The following is a 16,401-nucleotide window of genomic DNA, read 5'->3' on the forward strand; positions in this document are numbered from 1 at the left end:
ATTACCTTTCTTAAAAGCCAATATTAACGTAAAAACAAAATAAATTAGTTATCTTTAACCATATTTTTACAAAATGAAATTATTTATAAAATTTGATATTAATACAATTTGTACACTTTACCTAAAAGAAAAACTAGAAGAGCAAAACTTAAATTTTTCTACTTTGGGATTCGGAGAGATTGAACTTGAGGATAATCTTAGCATTGAAGCATTAGATAAACTTAAAAATAATTTAGAGCCATTTGGTTTTGAAGTTGTAGAAAATCAAAAAAGTGTTTTAGTTCAAAAAATAAAGGACGCTATAATTGAATTGGTATATACTGATGACAACAATAATTATAAAAGTTCAGCGTATTTAGCTGACAAATTAAACCACAGTTATGGTTATTTATCAAACGTATTTTCTGAAGTAACCTATTCATCTATTGAGAATTTTATAATTATTCAAAAAATTGAAAGAGCAAAACAATTGATGATTGTAAATGAAATGAGTTTAACCGAAATTGCTTTTTTACTGAATTACTCGAGTGTGGCACATCTAAGTACACAGTTTAAAAACACGACAGGAATAACCCCGTCAGCATTTCTGAGAATTATTAAAAAACGAAGAGAGAATTTAAAATAAAAACCAAATACCTAAATCAATGCAAAAAAACGCATTACACATTTTACTCGCCGATGACGACGAAGACGACAGACTTTTCTTTAAGGATGCTTTTGAAGAAGTAAAAGTTCAAACCAAAGTTGAATTTGTTTTTGATGGTTTGCAGTTAATGGAACATTTAATGAATCCTGACACCAAATTGCCGGATATCTTGTTTCTGGATTTGAACATGCCTAAAAAAACAGGAAAAGAATGTTTGATAGAAATTAAAAAAACAGAACATCTCAAAAACCTTATAATTGCAATTTATTCTACATCTTCTTCAGATGAGGATATTGAAGACACTTTTATTGAAGGCGCTAATATTTATATCAAAAAACCAAGTGATTTTAATGCACTTAAAAAAATTATTAATGAAGTTATAACGCTGAATTGGCATTATCATACATCAGGTTTAAACCGTGATAATTTCCTGTTAAGTCTTAAATAATTACAATAATAATGAAATGGATTCCTAAGTTTAATTCCTCAAATTATTTGAGAGTTATTTTTATAATAGCTATTTTCATTTTACTTTTTCTTTCATCAATAGCTTACAAACATAACCGGGATCTAAACGAATCCAGCAAGCTGCTCATGCATACCTATGAAATAAACATAGAGCTTGAGCGGCTTATATCTGCCATTAAGGATGCAGAAACAGGCCAGCGAGGTTATATGATTACCCGCAATCACCGGTTCCTTACTCCTTATCTTTTTTCACGCGATAAGGTAAACACTTCTTTTATTGCCTTAAAAAAACTTACCGCAGATAATCCCGAACAGAAAAAAAACCTCGAAAAAATATACAAACTGATCATCCAGCGTTATATTTCGTTTGAAAACTGTTTAAAATATAGTGCGCCGGAAACTTATGACAAAAGAAAATTAGACAATCATATGTTTGGAGGCCGTATTTTAATGGAAAACATCCGTTTTAAAGTAGATGAAATGAATGATATAGAAAAAACTTTTTTAAATAAGAGTTTGAAAAAATATGATCAGGAAATTTCTTTGGGCCCAATTCTTTCAATTTCATTATTTTTAGTTGCTTTAATTTTCATTTTTTTGGCATACAGAAAAATAAGCCGCGACCTCGAACGATTAAAAATATACAACAAAAAACTTTTGATTTCATCTGGATTAATGGCAGAATCCGAAGCTATTGGCAAATTTAGTACCTGGCAATGGGATTTGGATACGGATAAAATCGACTATTCTGACAATCAATTTCGCCTTTTAGGTTTTTTACCTAATTCTTTTGTTCCAAACAAGGACAGCTTCATAAATTTTGTACATCCGGAAGATAAAGACATTATAGCAGCATCTATAGAGGGCATAATCAACAATAAAGAACTGCCATTTACCTATTATAAAATTATTCTGCCAAACAACGAAATCAGGCATTTTAAATCAACCGGGAAATTACTTGTAGACCAAAATGGCAGCAATATTTTATTGGGAATAAATTTTGACATTACCGATGAACATTTATTAAACATTAAACTTCAGGAACGAAACAATGAACTTGAAAAAAGCAATAAGGAACTTGCGTCGTTTAATCATGTAGCCAGTCATGATTTACAGGAACCGCTTAGAAAGATTCAAACTTTCATTTCAAGAATTTCTGAAGCTGACAAAGCAGTTCTTTCTGACAGTGCAAAAGAATATATTATAAAAGTAGAAACATCAGCCAAAAGAATGCGTGTTTTGATTGATGATTTATTATTATTTTCCAGAACGAATACCACCAAAAAAGAATTCGTAAAATCTAATCTTAATGAATTACTGGAAAATGCCAAATCAGAACTGGCTGTCATTATCGATGAAAAAAAAGGAAATCTGAAAGTTACAGCAAAGCTGCCTAAACTGGAAGTAATTCCTTATCAGATAGAACAACTTTTTATTAACTTAATTGGAAATTCCTTAAAATACAGTAAACCGCAAACCGCTCCGCAAATTACTATTAATTGTGAAGAGGTTTTATCGAACGAATATCCTGAAATTATGGAACAGCCTTTTAAAAAATTCTATAAAATCACTTTTACGGATAACGGAATGGGATTTGACCCTCAATTTAAAGACAATATTTTTGTATTATTTCAAAGACTTCACTCCAAAACCGATTATCCGGGTACCGGTATCGGATTAGCAATTTGCAAAAAAATTGTTGAGAACCACAAAGGACATATTATTGCAGACAGTGAACCGGGCAAAGGCTCCGTGTTTACAGTGTTTCTTCCTGAATAACACTTCAAAAAACAACCTCATAAAAACGTTATATTTTTCCATAATGGGAATTATATAACGTTTCTTTTTTATGCTGTAAAGCAAAACTTACTATTCGTTAGCATCTTTGTAATGTAATAATGAAGTAACTATTTAAACAGATGTCCTCATCAAAACCATTGTTTTTTAAAGCTATTTTTTTTGTGATTTTGATTTTAGCAATTTCATCTTGTAACAAGAAGAAAAATCCAGAAAATAAAAACAATAAATACGTTCTTACAAAAGATCCGGAAGAAATTGAAGCTTATTTTTTTGTAGCAACTTCAAAAACGACAAAATCGATTATTTCAAAAAGTCAGCTGGTACAACAGAAAAGTCTACAAACCTCTGTAAAAGATATCAGCATACAAATTGAAAACAGTCAAAACAAGTTGCTTCAGGAAATCAATAAAATAGCCGTTCAAAAACTTATCATTATTAATGAAATAAATGCAACGGTTACTAATAAAGATGTTTATGAGCTTAAAAGCCAAAAGAATACTGATTTTGATAAGGCTTACTTAAATTCTGTTTCAAAATCGTTATCAGAAACGATTAGATTATTTGAATCTATCGCAAATGAAACAAACGACACTGTAATATTAAAATTAGTTACTCATTATTTACCAAAACAATACGAAATTTTAAGACAAACAGAGAAAATTAAAAAAACAATTAATTAAAATTAGAATTATTAACTAAATTTTTAAATTATGAAAATGCAATCAAATTTTTTATACGCCTTATCTCTTTTTATGATGACTTCATTTGGAATAGTATCTGCTCAGAGCAGTACAGTAGTAGGGCCTGAATTCGGTATTAAAGGGGGTGTTAATATGTCAAACTTATATTCCGACTCTGACGATATTGATGACGAAAATGCACTATGGGGCTTCAATGCCGGGGTTTTTGCAGCCTTTCCAATAGCTGACAACGTATTTATTCAGCCAGAGATTTTATATACTACAAAAGGTGCTGAATTAGATTACAACTTCGCTGGTGTTGAGGGAACTAATAAATTTAGACTTAATTATATCGAAGTTCCTTTATTAGTAAGATTTAATCTGACTGAAAACTTTAATATTCATGTTGGTGGTTATGCCTCTTATTTAGTAAATGCTAAATTATCCGGAGAAGGAGATGTTGAATTTGATGATGAATTAGATGCAGACGATTTCGAAAGATTTGATGCCGGTTTATCTGCAGGTGTCGGCGTAGACTTCAATCCAATCAGTATCGGACTACGTTACAACTACGGATTAACAACAATAGGTAAAGAAAGAGACTTTGCAGGAACAAACTACACTTTTCCAGATGCTAAGAACAGCAACTTAAGCTTATACCTGGCTTATAAATTAAACTAAAAAACATCAATTATTAACCATAAACATCAAAAGCCATGTCAAATTTATTATATACAATCGCGGTTATTCTTGTCATTCTTTGGGCTTTAGGGTTCTTTGTATACAGCGCAGGAAGTATTATCCATATATTATTGGTGATTGCCATTATAGCAATACTGTTCAGACTTATTAAAGGTCGTGAAATTTAAATATCAAAATTATTAAAACAATTTATATTAATCTTTTTAAATCAAATATTATGAAAACTAGTAGCACAATTTTAGGAATTTTAGGAGCTGCAGCGGCAGGAGCATTCATTGGTGTATTATTTGCACCGGACAAAGGTTCAGAAACCAGAAAAAAAATCAAAGATAAATCGAAAGATTACGGAGATAACCTTAAAGGAAAAGTAGATGGTATCTTAAGCTCAATCAGCTCAAATGGTAAAGACATCATTGAAGAAGGAAAAGCCAAATTCAATCAGGTTAAAGAAGACTTCAATTCTGTTAAAGACGAAGCAAAGGCTATTAAAACGAACTATTAAAATTGTCCTTCTCAAACCATAAATACCAAATATCATGGAAACTAATGCAACAACACCTGAAAACCTAAATCTTTATGAAAAAGCTGAAAATTATACTAAAACGAGTTTAGAATTAATCAAACTCAAAACAGTATCTGCCACTGCAGACGCATTGTCTACAGTAACATCAAGAATTGCAGTTGGAGCTGTTGTTGCATTTTTTACCCTTTTCCTTAATATTGGACTTAGCTTGTGGATTGGAAAAGCATTAGGGGAATATTATTATGGCTTTTTTATAATAGCACTCTTTTATTTAATTGTTGCTATTATACTACACAAAGCACAGCACAAACTCATTAAAACGCCTATTGGAAACATGATTGTTTCCAGCATTTTAAAAGACTCAAAAAACTGATTTAGTAACTAAAAAAAATGAATATTATGAATATTTACACTATAGATACATTAAATCAGCAAATTAAACTTTTAGAAGAACAACAAGATAAAGAGTGGTTGGATATTAAAGAAGAAATAGGTGATATCAAAGAAAATTTAAAGCCTACCAACCTAATCCGAAATGCAGTTGGAGAACTTAATGAAGCGATTGGCTTAAAGAGTGAACTGGCGCAGTCTGCAATAAGTATTGGACTAGGTTATCTGGCAAAAAAGCTGGTAGTAGGAAAAACCGATTCAACATTCAAAAATATATTTGGATCAATATTGCAGCTGGCAGTAACAACTTTGGTAGCTAAACGACCTGAACCTGAACACTCAGAACCTGAATATTCAGAAAAGGAATTATCACAAGATGAATCATTTGAAGAGTAATTGTATAACTTAAATACAACTATTATGGAAAAGATAAACGAAATAATAATCAAAAATGGTGTTTACATTTACTCAAATTTCTATAAATGTTTTGAATATACAAGAGTATTTTTAGGTATCTAACTCGTTTATACGTTTCTGCTATAACAAACGGTTAAACAGTTAATACCTCACTATAAATCTCTGTTTTGTTAAATAGAGCCTTACAAGAAAAAGCAAAGTTTACATTAGTGAACTTTGCTTTTTTGCATTAAAAAAGCCGAACTTAAAATAATAAGTTCGGCCTTTTTATGATAGTATTAGAAGCAAAAAAATTAATACACTTCAGAAGCTTCCTTCAGTTTCTCCATATTATTTACCAATTGAAGTTCAGCAACAATCTTCTGGATATCACCATTCATTATATTTCCTAAATCGTAAAGTGTAAGACCAATTCGATGATCTGTTACACGTCCTTGTGCATAATTGTAAGTACGGATTTTAGCAGAACGGTCACCCGAACTCACCTGAGAAGTACGTTTAGAAGCATCTTCAGCTTCTTTCTTTGCCAATTCCATTTCGTACAAACGAGAACGTAAAACCGTTAATGCTTTGTCTTTATTTTTATGCTGTGATTTCTGATCCTGACATTGTGCTACTAATCCAGTTGGAATGTGCGTTAAACGTACAGCAGATTTTGTAGTATTTACCGACTGTCCTCCAGGTCCAGATGAACAGAAAAAATCCACACGAACATCATTCATATCAATCTGCACATCAAACTCTTCCGCTTCAGGCAAAACCATTACAGTCGCAGCCGATGTATGTACACGTCCCTGAGTTTCCGTCTGCGGAACACGCTGAACACGGTGAACCCCTGCTTCAAACTTCAAAGTTCCATAAACATCTTCTCCCGAAACCTCAAAAATAACCTCCTTGAAACCTCCCGAAGTTCCTTCGTTCATATCCACAACAGAAGTTCTCCATCCTTGAGACTCACAATATTTAGTATACATTCTAAACAAGTCCCCTGCAAAAATACTAGCTTCGTCCCCACCCGTTCCGGCGCGAATCTCCACCATAACATTTTTAGCATCTTCCGGATCTTTAGGAATCAGCATAAATTTAATTTCCTCCTCCAGTTGCGGCAAACGTTCTTTTGCTTCATCCAGCTGCATTTTGGCCATTTCGACCATATCAGCATCGCTTCCGTCAGCAATGATTTCGTTTGCTTCGTCAATATTGGCTAAAACAAGAATGTATTCTTCTCTCTTTTCAACCAAAGCTTTGATGCTTTTATATTCCTGATTAAGCTGTACATATCGTTTTTGATCCGCAATAACATCCGGCTGAATAATCAAATCCGAGATCTCATCAAAACGCTGCTTTACATATTGAAGTCTGTCTAACATTTTCTTTTCCTTTTATTGGACTGCAAAATTACGAAAAATAGTTGATAGTTAAAAGTTGTTCTTTTGATGGTTTTTTCGGGAGCCAATTCCTGCTATTCGCTATATCTTTTTAGGCAGAAGTTTTTCGGTTTTGGTTAAGATATTTTCGTTTGCCTAAAAAGAATGCCGCTGCTATCAGGGCTAGGAGTTTTTCAATTTAACAAATGTACCCGATTCGAACTATATTGCAGTAAGACCTAATTATAATTTATAAAAGTTTTTCCTATTATTAGCAAAATTAATTATTAACAAGTTATAGGTACTTAAAACAGTTAGATAATTTAATTGGAAATGCTTTATCTGGAACTGACATATTAAGATGACCTACCAATGGATAAAAACCCATTAATTGCTCTTTTCGAACTTTCAGGGTTTATAAACCGTATAATGGGCAAATGTGGCGCATTAATAAAGAAATTTAATTGTGATGACATTAAATACATAATAGTAAACAAAGAATCTGAAATGATTGCTTTATTTGATGCTTTAGACTCTATGGATGACGTATTTTCTATCACCTAAATAAAAATATTGAAAACAAAAATAATTTCAACTCAACAGATATTAGAAGATTTTTAAAAGAAAAACTGCGTGCAACAGCCGTTTGGCAAGATTGGGGTATTAGGCTTAATTTAAAGATGGTTTCGTACTTGGAAAAATTTGTGTTTAATCGAAAAATCTCGCGTCTTTACTCCACAACCTCGCCAAGCGGCAAGACGTTGCGCAATTAAATTTGTAAAAATCTCAACTACCCGATAGCGCATTCTATGATAAAAAACAAATGTAATTATAAAAATTAACAGGCAAATTTATATGTATTTATATATGGAGTTTGTCTGTTAATTACTGGAAAATACGACTTATAATTTTGCTTTTTATATTATTTTTTAATTAATTTAAAACCTTATTAAACCATATCCTGAGAAATCGCTAAAACCTTATTTATGAATAAAATCTACTCGTTATTTTTTCTATTATTTATTTTTTTTACAAGCTGTAAACAAAGCGAAGAAAGCAAAATACAAAAAACCTGCACAACTTATATAGAGGGCAGAATAGCTTTTGAAAATGGCGATACTTTAAAAATAAAACCAGTTGTCGGAGATACTCTTTACAGACAGATGCTTCTAAACCGTCAATATTCAAGACTTCTTGAATCTGATCTTGCAATAGGTCCAGAATTATTAACTATAACACCAAAAACTGTTGAAATTAAAGGAAATAAGGCAACCTGCATTATGAACAGTCCGATGCCTTTCCAACTAAACTTAGTAAGAAGTAATGACCAATGGAAAATTGTTGGGGAAAATGAGATATTTCCCAATGCTTATTCTATTGCTGCAATAGAGAAAAAAATAAGTGATTACAAAGTGTTTTTAAAAGGAAAACCTGCTAGAGATCCTGTTTTTCAAATCACTAATCGTTTCTTTTATGATGTGAATAACTATTGTAAAAACAACAATTTAAATGCATTAAAAAACAATTGCGACGATGCGACAGCAGATTTTGTGAAACATCTTTATGAGTATGCAAAAAAAAGATCTGGAGCCGATGTAATTAATGAAGAAATCAACAATCCGCATGCGGCGAGCGGAGATATTTCTTTTAAAGGAGATTTGGCTTATTATATGTTTTATCAGGAAAATGCTTCCGTGCTTCTTAAGAAAACAGGAGACACTTATAAAGTGATTGGCTTTAACGGAATCAAATCTGCTTCGATAAGCAACCAAATGATGGAAGATCAATACGTAGAATTACTTAGAGCGGTAAGATTGGTGAAATCGGAACAATATCGAAACAAAAATATTAAATAACGAAAAACCCAGCACCACTAAGTTTTCTTACTCAACGCTACGCAAATGTCTCTAACTTTACGCAATTTTTTATGTTCTTGCAATAAGTAAATTTCTCAAAAGTCTCCCGACTTTTTATTGACCGTTCTCAAATAATTAATACAAGAAAATATAAAGTCAAAGACTTTAACACGTTTCTGTTTTCAAATTTAATTTATACAATTCATCCAACAATTCCATTTCTTCTTCAGGCAATAACTGCAAAGTAATTTCAAGTAATGTTATTACATTAATATCTGTGTTTACAGTATGACTTGGTAAACTTGGCGTATCATGATGAAGCAAAAAAATACTCGCCTTTACCAAATCTGAAACCATTAAGTTTAATTGGGTGTAACCGGATACTTTTAGTGCTACATCAAACGAATTATTAGTGTTGTTGTTTGGTTTTTTTTAACTTTTTAAACTTTTTCGACGTGTACATTGATTGAAGAAATTCTACTATTTGTTCTATGTTGTGTTTCCATAATATCCTACTTTAGTTTTTTTAGTCTTTTTATTCTACTTTTTCAGAAACGAAATTACAGGTAATGGATTACTTTTAGAGGATTCTATACAATCAGTTGTATACAACAGATGTAAAAATCAAAATAATAAGCCTTAAAAAAAAATCAAGAAATATATTATATTTGATAATAACTAAATCTATTAAATGTTTTGCCTGGATTTTTTATTTATTACTTGCCCCTGTTAAAAAAAAATAAAACCTAATAAACCTTTGACAAACAAAGATTCATACAATAAAATTGTTGACAGCTGGATTAAAGCCAGAAACAATGCTATTGTAAACAAACCTATCATTCAATTTGCTTACCATATAAATTCAAAAGGAACTATTTTAGACATTGGCTGCGGAACCGGAATGCCAATTGCCAAATATCTTTCTGATCGTAATTTTTCGATAACAGGAATAGACCAATCATCTAAAATGATTGAAACAGCCCAATCTGCAGGTATCAAAAACTCGGTATTTCACACTTGTGATTTTTTTGATTTTGAAACAGACAAAAAGTTCAACGGAATTATAGCCTGGGATTCCCTTTTTCATTTTCCAAAAGAACGCCAGAACGAAATTTACAGCAAAGTATATCACTTATTAGCTCCCGGAGGTTATTTCCTTTTTACTCACGGAAAAGAAGAAGATGAACATATTGACAGCATGTTTGGAGAACAATTTTATTACAGCTGTCTGACAAAAGATTTTGTTCTCGGCTTAATGAAAGAACTTGGTTTTGAGATCCTATTTTCAATTGAAAATTTTGTTGAAGAAAATGACCAGCGTCATTGGGTTGTGCTGGCAAGAAAAAAGTAACAATTCCTATTTTACTGCTCCAAAAAGATAATTAACAATTATACTATTAAAGAGTGTTCACACACATACTTGTCCAGATATCCTTTCATACCAATTTTATACACCTTTTTCTAGCCTTTATACCTAAATATAAAAGGCTCAATGCATTTTTTCAAAAGTCGGTTTTGTAATTGTTTAGTTTCAGGTCTTCAAAAGAGATAACTACAAAAATTAACTAAACAAACCCAAGATGAAAACAACAAAAAAGGTATTACTTTTAATTACGCTAATTTCCTTCTGTGCCTGTAAAAAGGATTCAAAGGAAGAAAAAAGTAATTATACAACTGTAAAAAATAGTGTAGCTGTTTCCGAGTGTTTAGCTCCTGATAACTGGTTTAAAACAGTAAACAACACCCGGCAAACTCCTCCACCAAACGAGGGGCCAACAAGCGTATTTGCTGACAATGCAACAGTTACCAATTGCGATTTTCACCAATGGTCCTGGCAAAAATTTCTTTGGCTTACCAATGAAGTCAACGGAATGCCCTTTTTTATGACCAATCTGATTCAGGTGAATTCGTCAGGCCAGAGATTAGATCCAGGTAACGGAATTGTTTTAACGGATACTGCCCAGGCAAGTTCTGCTTCTGATATTTTGAAAACGCCTAATTATCCATCGGGAGTTCCCCGGTCTGCTACAGTTTATTATTCTATATTTATGGATAATCTGCTCTATACAACAATGCTAAAATATGGTCCGATAGCAAAAAATGACCCTTTGAAAGTGAAAGACATAACTTTCCCGGTTGGCTCTTTAGAACTTAAAACCTCATGGATAGATGCGAGTGTTCTTAAAAATCCTTCTTCTTATTTTATCACTCAGGGAGTAATCAATGGAGTAAAAACCAGAGTGGCTCTTTTAGGAATGCATGTAGTTGGAGTTGTAGAAAATCATCCTGAATTTGTATGGGCTACATTTGAACATGAAAATCTTGCCCCTGCTTATGACTGGTCTAAGGCTACACCAACAACTGATGCACCGGTAACCAGTACAGTAGATTATCCTTTTTTTAATAAAAACAGCACTGCAACGGTTAAGAATATAACTTCAGGAAATGGGCTTTATACAGATGTTTTTTCACTTTATAAATATGGCGTCCCGGTTGAAAAAGCAATGAAAGGCTCTTTTAATGTTCAGCTTTTCATGAAAACCAGCCAAAATGGTTCAGAGAACTTAAATAACATTCGGACTCTTAATCAAAGCGTAAAGTCACAGTTGAAAGGCATTTGGAATAATTATTTTTACAATGGTTCAATATGGATTAATACCGCTGGTTACAATACCCCTCAGCAACAGGCTGCTTTATTAAATTCGTTAAGTTATAATCTTTCAAATTCAGAACCCGGAAAATTGACCCGAGGATCTATTGCAGCCTATAATATTACTATGGAAACCTATGTTCAGGCAGGATTTGGAAAACCATCATCTATACACGCAAACACAGTTGATAATCTCGTTAATTGCTTCTCCTGCCATAATACGTATTATGATAGCAATAAGTCTTCCCCACTCTATTTTAGCCACGTTTTTACAGGGTATGTACAAAATCTACAGGGCTTAAACAGACAACAAATCAAACAGGAACATGTTAAGGAAATTGTCAGGGAATTCAATTTGCGTTTAAAATTAAAATAACGAAATGGCCAATCACTTTAGTTTTTAAACCCTTTTTAAAATTTAACTAAAAACCACAGGCATCTGTTTGTGGTTTTAATGTTTTATATTGAATGATTTGACTTTTAATCTGTGAAATAAAAATCACTTACATTAAAACTAAATAACAATACATTCTGGCTGTTTTTCTTCAATTATTTGCAAATTAATTATTTTTTGAGCGACGTCTCCCCTTTCGAATAAACGAATAAACTTGAAAACAGCACTTACAAAATATCCGGGATTCGAAACTAATCTGGCGATTTCGGCAATTCTTTTATCCCGGGCCTGAATGCAGACTTCTCTTTGATCTTCTGGAGTCACTACAAACTCATTGGCAAACTTCCATGCGCCGTCTCGGGCAGTTTTCATGCTGAAGTCGATAAAAAAGTTGTCTATCTTGCCCGTTAATTTTAATATAATCGTAAGCGTTGGCCAGATTTTGATCAGGCATTTTTCGACATGAACAACCAGATTACTGAGAATAATATTTATTTGGTCGAAATCAGATTTTAAGTCCGTAATGTTTTCAGCGGTACTCACTTCAGCGGAAGCTACTCCTAAATCCAGATTTACGTGGGCGTTAATCCCGAGCAATAAATGCTGCAGTACTATTGGCCAGAAACGTTCTGCCTGCTGAAAGGAGAATTCCCAGCATTCAGATGCTTTTTCTTTGGATTTGTATTCGTAATACGCCCTTATATACCGATTAGCAAAAATAACATCTAACTTTTCCATTCGTTCCCCATTCTGAAAAGAACCGTCTTTAATTCCTTCCTTAATTCTAACAGTAACTTCACGGTATAACATCGTAAACAAACCTACAGCGCTTTGTTCCAGTTTTGACACTTCAATAATTTCATCTAATAACTGAATGACTTCATCTATAGTTGTGGCTTGTTTTATATTCATTTTTAATTGGTTAAGTTTAAATTAGTAAATAGCGAATATAATTATTTTCTTTTTCAAAGAACTTTATTTTGAAGTAATTATCTTGTTATTTTTTAATCACCGAAACTAATAAATCATAATTTTATATAATCTGAACGAAATAATCTTGTAGCTTTTTTTTATTTACAAAAAACATCAATCTTTGTAAGACGGCTCATAATAACTTAACAGATATTATTTTAACATGGACACAAAATTTGAAGCAGGAATAAATATTGCTATAAAGATCCCTAAACAAAAATATGATAAAACCGTTGCTTTTTATCGTGATGTTTTGAAATTAGAAGTGAACGAAGTACCTATAGAAAATCCTACTGTTTCAAAAACATATTCTGTTAAATTTGGAAACAATACCATTTGGTTAGACTGCGTTGACAATTATACAAAATCAGATATCTGGCTACAGTTAACAACACCTGATGTCGGAAAAGCAGCCAGCTATCTAAAATTAAACGGTGTAGAAACGTGCGATGAAATCGAACAAATACCTGAAAATATGCATTGGATTATGGATCCTGCGGGTACAGTATTTAATTTACAAAAAAACGTAAATGATAAAGAATAATGTTTTTATAAAAAATCAAAAATCAGTATTAAAACAACAAATAAGAAATCTATGAAATTACTAATCTCCGCATTGTTACTGCTTTTCAACGTCGCTGTATTTGCACAATCAAATCAATTTTCCGGGAATTATACACGTACTCTTGGTGAAGAAGGGAAGCATTTAATTGAATATAAACTCACTTTAAATCCAGATGGAACATTTGTATTTTATTCCTACTCAAACGTGAAAGGCGGAGTCCCGCAAGAAGCAAACAAATACGGAAAAGGAAAATGGATCGCAAAAGATAATCTTATTTCTTTTTTGACAAACAAACAAGAAGATTTCGATGATAAATATACTTTGGACTTTAATAATTCAACAGCACGATTCATAACCAAAAATCCCAGAGATAAAAGCGACAAAGTCGTTAAGACTAAACTTCAGTTTTTAGAATCAAAAATTTTCTGGATGGAAAGAATTGATCTTTTTAAAATATAATTCCGCTTGCCGATTTTTACCGGATCTATGCAAATAGTATCTTAAAACCTTAGCAGCTTTTTTGCAAAAAATCCTTAATTTCGCTTTCAAATAAAAGAGAAAATGAAGGTCTGTATTGCCGAAAAACCAAGTGTCGCACGAGAAATAGCAGCCGTTTTGGGAGCCAATACCAAACGTGACGGTTATTATGAAGGCAATGGTTATGCTGTGACCTACACTTTTGGACATTTATGTACCTTAAAAGAGCCTAATGATTACAAACCGCACTGGAAAAGCTGGGATTTGAATAATCTGCCTATGCTACCCGAAAAATTCGAGACCAAAGTAGTTCAGAATTCAGGTATCGAAAAGCAGTTTAAAATCATAAAAAGCCTTTTTGATAAAGCTGAACTAGTCATTAACTGTGGGGATGCCGGGCAGGAAGGAGAACTAATTCAGCGCTGGGTGATGAACGAAGCACATTACAAAGGTGAAATAAAACGCTTATGGATTTCATCTCTGACAACTGAAGCTATAAAAGAAGGTTTTGACAACTTAAAACCCTCTGAAAATTACGATAATTTATTCTACGCCGGATTTTCAAGAGCTATTGGTGACTGGTTATTAGGTATGAATGCAACACGCTTGTATACCGTAAAACATGGGGGATACAAACAAGTATTGTCAATTGGACGGGTGCAGACACCAACTTTGGCAATGGTTGTGGACCGATTTAAGGAAATTGAAAACTTCAAACCACAACCTTACTGGGAATTACAGACTTTATACCGGGAAACACTTTTTAGTTATGAAGACGGCCGCTTCCTGAAAAAAGAAGATGGGGAAATTCTGGCGAAAAAAGTCAAAGAAAGTGAATTCGAAATTGTTTCCATTGACAAAAAAAACGGAAACGAATATGCACCAAAGCTTTTTGATTTAACGGGTTTACAGGTTTACTGCAATCAAAAATTCGGTTTTTCAGCAGAAGAAACGCTTAAAATTGCACAGTCTTTATATGAGCAAAAGGTAATCACCTATCCAAGGGTTGATACAACTTTCTTACCAAGTGATATTTATCCGAAAGTGCCTGGAATACTGCAAAAATTATCTAATTATGCAATGTTTACACAACCCATCTTAGAAAAGAAAATCAAAAAATCGCCTAAGGTTTTTAACGATAAAAAGGTAACAGACCACCATGCTATTATTCCAACCGGAATTGAGATTAATCTGCCCTACAATCAACAACAGGTTTATGATATTATTGTAAAACGCTTTATTGCCGTTTTTTATGATGATTGTCTGGTTGCTAATACAACAGTTATAGGAAAGGCTGCCGATGTAACTTTTAAGGCAACCGGAAAACAGATTCTAAAAAAAGGCTTCCGGGTAGTTTTTGAAGATCCTAATGCCAAAGAAAAAGAACCCGATTTACTGCCAAATTTTCTTGTAGGTGAAAAAGGCCCGCATGAACCATCATTTCTTGAAAAAGAAACCAAACCGCCAAATCAGTTTACAGAAGCTACTTTATTGCGTGCCATGGAAACCGCAGGAAAACAGGTCGATGACGAAGATTTGCGTGAATTAATGAAAGAGAATGGTATCGGACGCCCATCGACACGGGCGAATATTATTGAAACACTTTTTAAACGTCAGTATATTGTTCGGAACAAAAAACAGGTTTTACCGACCGTAACGGGAATCCAGCTTATAGAAACAATTCAAAATGAATTAATCAAATCGGCAGAACTTACGGGTTCCTGGGAAAAACAGCTTAAAGACATTGAAAAAGGGACTTTCACCGCAGCAGCATTTATCAGAAACATGAAACGCATGGTGGAAGCTTTGGTAACTGAAGTCCGGAGCGAAACGAGACATGCTAATATTTCTCATGCAACAACAATTCAGAAACCAGTTGTTAAAGCAGAAAAAAAGAATGCAGCAGGAATTTTGGCAGAAACATGTCCAAAATGCCAAAAAGGAAAACTGATTAAGGGAAAATTGGCTTTCGGATGCAGTGAATATAAATCGGGCTGTGATTTTGTGCTGCCTTTCATTTTTCATGACAAGAAAATTACGGAAAGCCAATATTTAAGATTAGTTCAAAAAGGTTCAACTGTAAATATAAAAGGTTTTAAAACTGATGATGGCACAGTTGAAGGTTTAATTCGATTTGAGGAAAATTATAAACTGAAATTAGAACCTAAAAAAACTGAGGCAAAGAAAACAACACAAGAAACATCTGACTCACTAACCTGTCCGAAATGTAAAAAAGGCAAAATATTAAAAGGCAAAACAGCATATGGGTGCACTGAATACAAATCAGGCTGTGATTTCAAAGTCACTTTTGAAGAAGTGAGAGCAAAACTAAAAGATCAAAAACCAACGAAGGAATTAGTGTATTGTATTTTATGTGAAAAGTAAAAGGTAAAATTTTAGATGTTAAAGAATACACTTTTCACTTTTCACTTCTCACTTTTCACTTCTCACTTCTCACTTCTCACTTCTCACTTTTCACTTCTCACTTTTCACT

At 32.8% G+C, this 16,401-nt stretch carries 19 protein-coding genes; 16 read left to right on the forward strand and 3 right to left on the reverse strand.

From position 1 onward, the window contains the following. Nucleotides 1-73: 73 nt before the first annotated feature. The 9 genes from GXM16_RS06190 (at nt 74) to GXM16_RS06230 (ending at nt 5,605) form a co-directional block, all read left to right on the forward strand. The gene (locus tag GXM16_RS06190) at nt 74-625 is read left to right on the forward strand and encodes a helix-turn-helix domain-containing protein (RefSeq protein ID WP_163393529.1); all 552 of its coding nucleotides are present in this window, start codon (nt 74-76) and stop codon (nt 623-625) included. Between the two features lie 19 nt (nt 626-644). Beyond that, complete coding sequence (locus tag GXM16_RS06195) at nt 645-1,094, forward strand: response regulator (RefSeq protein WP_110345566.1); 450 nt, start codon at nt 645-647, stop codon at nt 1,092-1,094. An 11-nt stretch (nt 1,095-1,105) separates the two neighbouring features. Then, nucleotides 1,106-2,893 carry a sensor histidine kinase gene (locus GXM16_RS06200; protein ID WP_163393530.1) on the forward strand — a complete coding sequence of 596 codons (1,788 nt, stop codon included), beginning with the start codon at nt 1,106-1,108 and terminating at the stop codon, nt 2,891-2,893. 140 nt (nt 2,894-3,033) lie between these two features. Then, nucleotides 3,034-3,594 carry a DUF4142 domain-containing protein gene (locus GXM16_RS06205; protein ID WP_163393531.1) on the forward strand — a complete coding sequence of 187 codons (561 nt, stop codon included), beginning with the start codon at nt 3,034-3,036 and terminating at the stop codon, nt 3,592-3,594. 30 nt (nt 3,595-3,624) lie between these two features. Continuing rightward, nucleotides 3,625-4,275 (forward strand): porin family protein, encoded by a 651-nt coding sequence (locus tag GXM16_RS06210; protein WP_163393532.1) that lies wholly within the window; start codon nt 3,625-3,627, stop codon nt 4,273-4,275. A 35-nt stretch (nt 4,276-4,310) separates the two neighbouring features. After that, nucleotides 4,311-4,463 (forward strand): lmo0937 family membrane protein, encoded by a 153-nt coding sequence (locus GXM16_RS06215; RefSeq protein WP_007811479.1) that lies wholly within the window; start codon nt 4,311-4,313, stop codon nt 4,461-4,463. A 50-nt stretch (nt 4,464-4,513) separates the two neighbouring features. Further along, entirely contained in the window at nt 4,514-4,798 is a 285-nt protein-coding gene (locus GXM16_RS06220; RefSeq protein ID WP_163393533.1) for a YtxH domain-containing protein, read from the forward strand. Between the two features lie 34 nt (nt 4,799-4,832). After that, a complete protein-coding gene (locus GXM16_RS06225; RefSeq protein WP_163393534.1) occupies nt 4,833-5,192 on the forward strand; it encodes a hypothetical protein in 360 nt (119 codons plus the stop codon). Nucleotides 5,193-5,218: 26 nt separating this feature from the next. Further along, nucleotides 5,219-5,605 (forward strand): hypothetical protein, encoded by a 387-nt coding sequence (locus GXM16_RS06230; protein WP_229684221.1) that lies wholly within the window; start codon nt 5,219-5,221, stop codon nt 5,603-5,605. A 314-nt stretch (nt 5,606-5,919) separates the two neighbouring features. Here the strand turns inward: GXM16_RS06230 and prfA are convergent, their stop codons facing one another. Next, the gene (gene prfA / locus GXM16_RS06235; RefSeq protein ID WP_163393535.1) at nt 5,920-6,996 is read right to left on the reverse strand and encodes a peptide chain release factor 1; all 1,077 of its coding nucleotides are present in this window, start codon (nt 6,994-6,996) and stop codon (nt 5,920-5,922) included. Between the two features lie 369 nt (nt 6,997-7,365). On the opposite strand from prfA, the gene GXM16_RS06240 reads away from it, so the two are divergent. Together GXM16_RS06240 and GXM16_RS06245 are read left to right on the forward strand one after the other, a co-directional pair. Further along, nucleotides 7,366-7,557, forward strand: coding sequence for a hypothetical protein (locus GXM16_RS06240; RefSeq protein WP_163393536.1), 192 nt, complete (start codon nt 7,366-7,368; stop codon nt 7,555-7,557). Between the two features lie 422 nt (nt 7,558-7,979). Beyond that, nucleotides 7,980-8,849: a hypothetical protein gene (locus tag GXM16_RS06245; RefSeq protein WP_163393537.1), complete on the forward strand. Its 870-nt coding sequence runs from the start codon at nt 7,980-7,982 to the stop codon at nt 8,847-8,849. 165 nt (nt 8,850-9,014) lie between these two features. On the opposite strand, the gene GXM16_RS06250 is transcribed toward GXM16_RS06245, so the two are convergent. Further along, nucleotides 9,015-9,206 carry a hypothetical protein gene (locus GXM16_RS06250; protein ID WP_163393538.1) on the reverse strand — a complete coding sequence of 64 codons (192 nt, stop codon included), beginning with the start codon at nt 9,204-9,206 and terminating at the stop codon, nt 9,015-9,017. Nucleotides 9,207-9,606: 400 nt separating this feature from the next. Here GXM16_RS06250 and GXM16_RS06255 point away from each other — a divergent pair, with 400 nt between their 5' ends. Beyond that, nucleotides 9,607-10,200 (forward strand): class I SAM-dependent DNA methyltransferase, encoded by a 594-nt coding sequence (locus GXM16_RS06255; protein ID WP_163393539.1) that lies wholly within the window; start codon nt 9,607-9,609, stop codon nt 10,198-10,200. Between the two features lie 229 nt (nt 10,201-10,429). Next, entirely contained in the window at nt 10,430-11,875 is a 1,446-nt protein-coding gene (locus tag GXM16_RS06260; RefSeq protein WP_163393540.1) for a hypothetical protein, read from the forward strand. 138 nt (nt 11,876-12,013) lie between these two features. Here GXM16_RS06260 and GXM16_RS06265 read toward each other — a convergent pair whose 3' ends face one another. Continuing rightward, entirely contained in the window at nt 12,014-12,805 is a 792-nt protein-coding gene (locus tag GXM16_RS06265) for a DUF5995 family protein (protein ID WP_163393541.1), read from the reverse strand. A 223-nt stretch (nt 12,806-13,028) separates the two neighbouring features. Here GXM16_RS06265 and GXM16_RS06270 point away from each other — a divergent pair, with 223 nt between their 5' ends. The 3 genes from GXM16_RS06270 (at nt 13,029) to GXM16_RS06280 (ending at nt 16,292) form a co-directional block, all read left to right on the forward strand. Further along, nucleotides 13,029-13,409, forward strand: a complete 381-nt coding sequence (locus GXM16_RS06270; protein ID WP_163393542.1) for a VOC family protein — start codon at nt 13,029-13,031, stop codon at nt 13,407-13,409. A gap of 51 nt (nt 13,410-13,460) precedes the next feature. Next, entirely contained in the window at nt 13,461-13,889 is a 429-nt protein-coding gene (locus GXM16_RS06275) for a copper resistance protein NlpE (protein ID WP_163393543.1), read from the forward strand. Between the two features lie 102 nt (nt 13,890-13,991). After that, nucleotides 13,992-16,292, forward strand: a complete 2,301-nt coding sequence (locus GXM16_RS06280; protein ID WP_163393544.1) for a DNA topoisomerase 3 — start codon at nt 13,992-13,994, stop codon at nt 16,290-16,292. Nucleotides 16,293-16,401 lie beyond the last annotated feature (109 nt).

It is taken from the genome of Flavobacterium limi (genome assembly GCF_010645075.1).
Classification (GTDB): Bacteria; Bacteroidota; Bacteroidia; order Flavobacteriales; family Flavobacteriaceae; genus Flavobacterium; species Flavobacterium limi.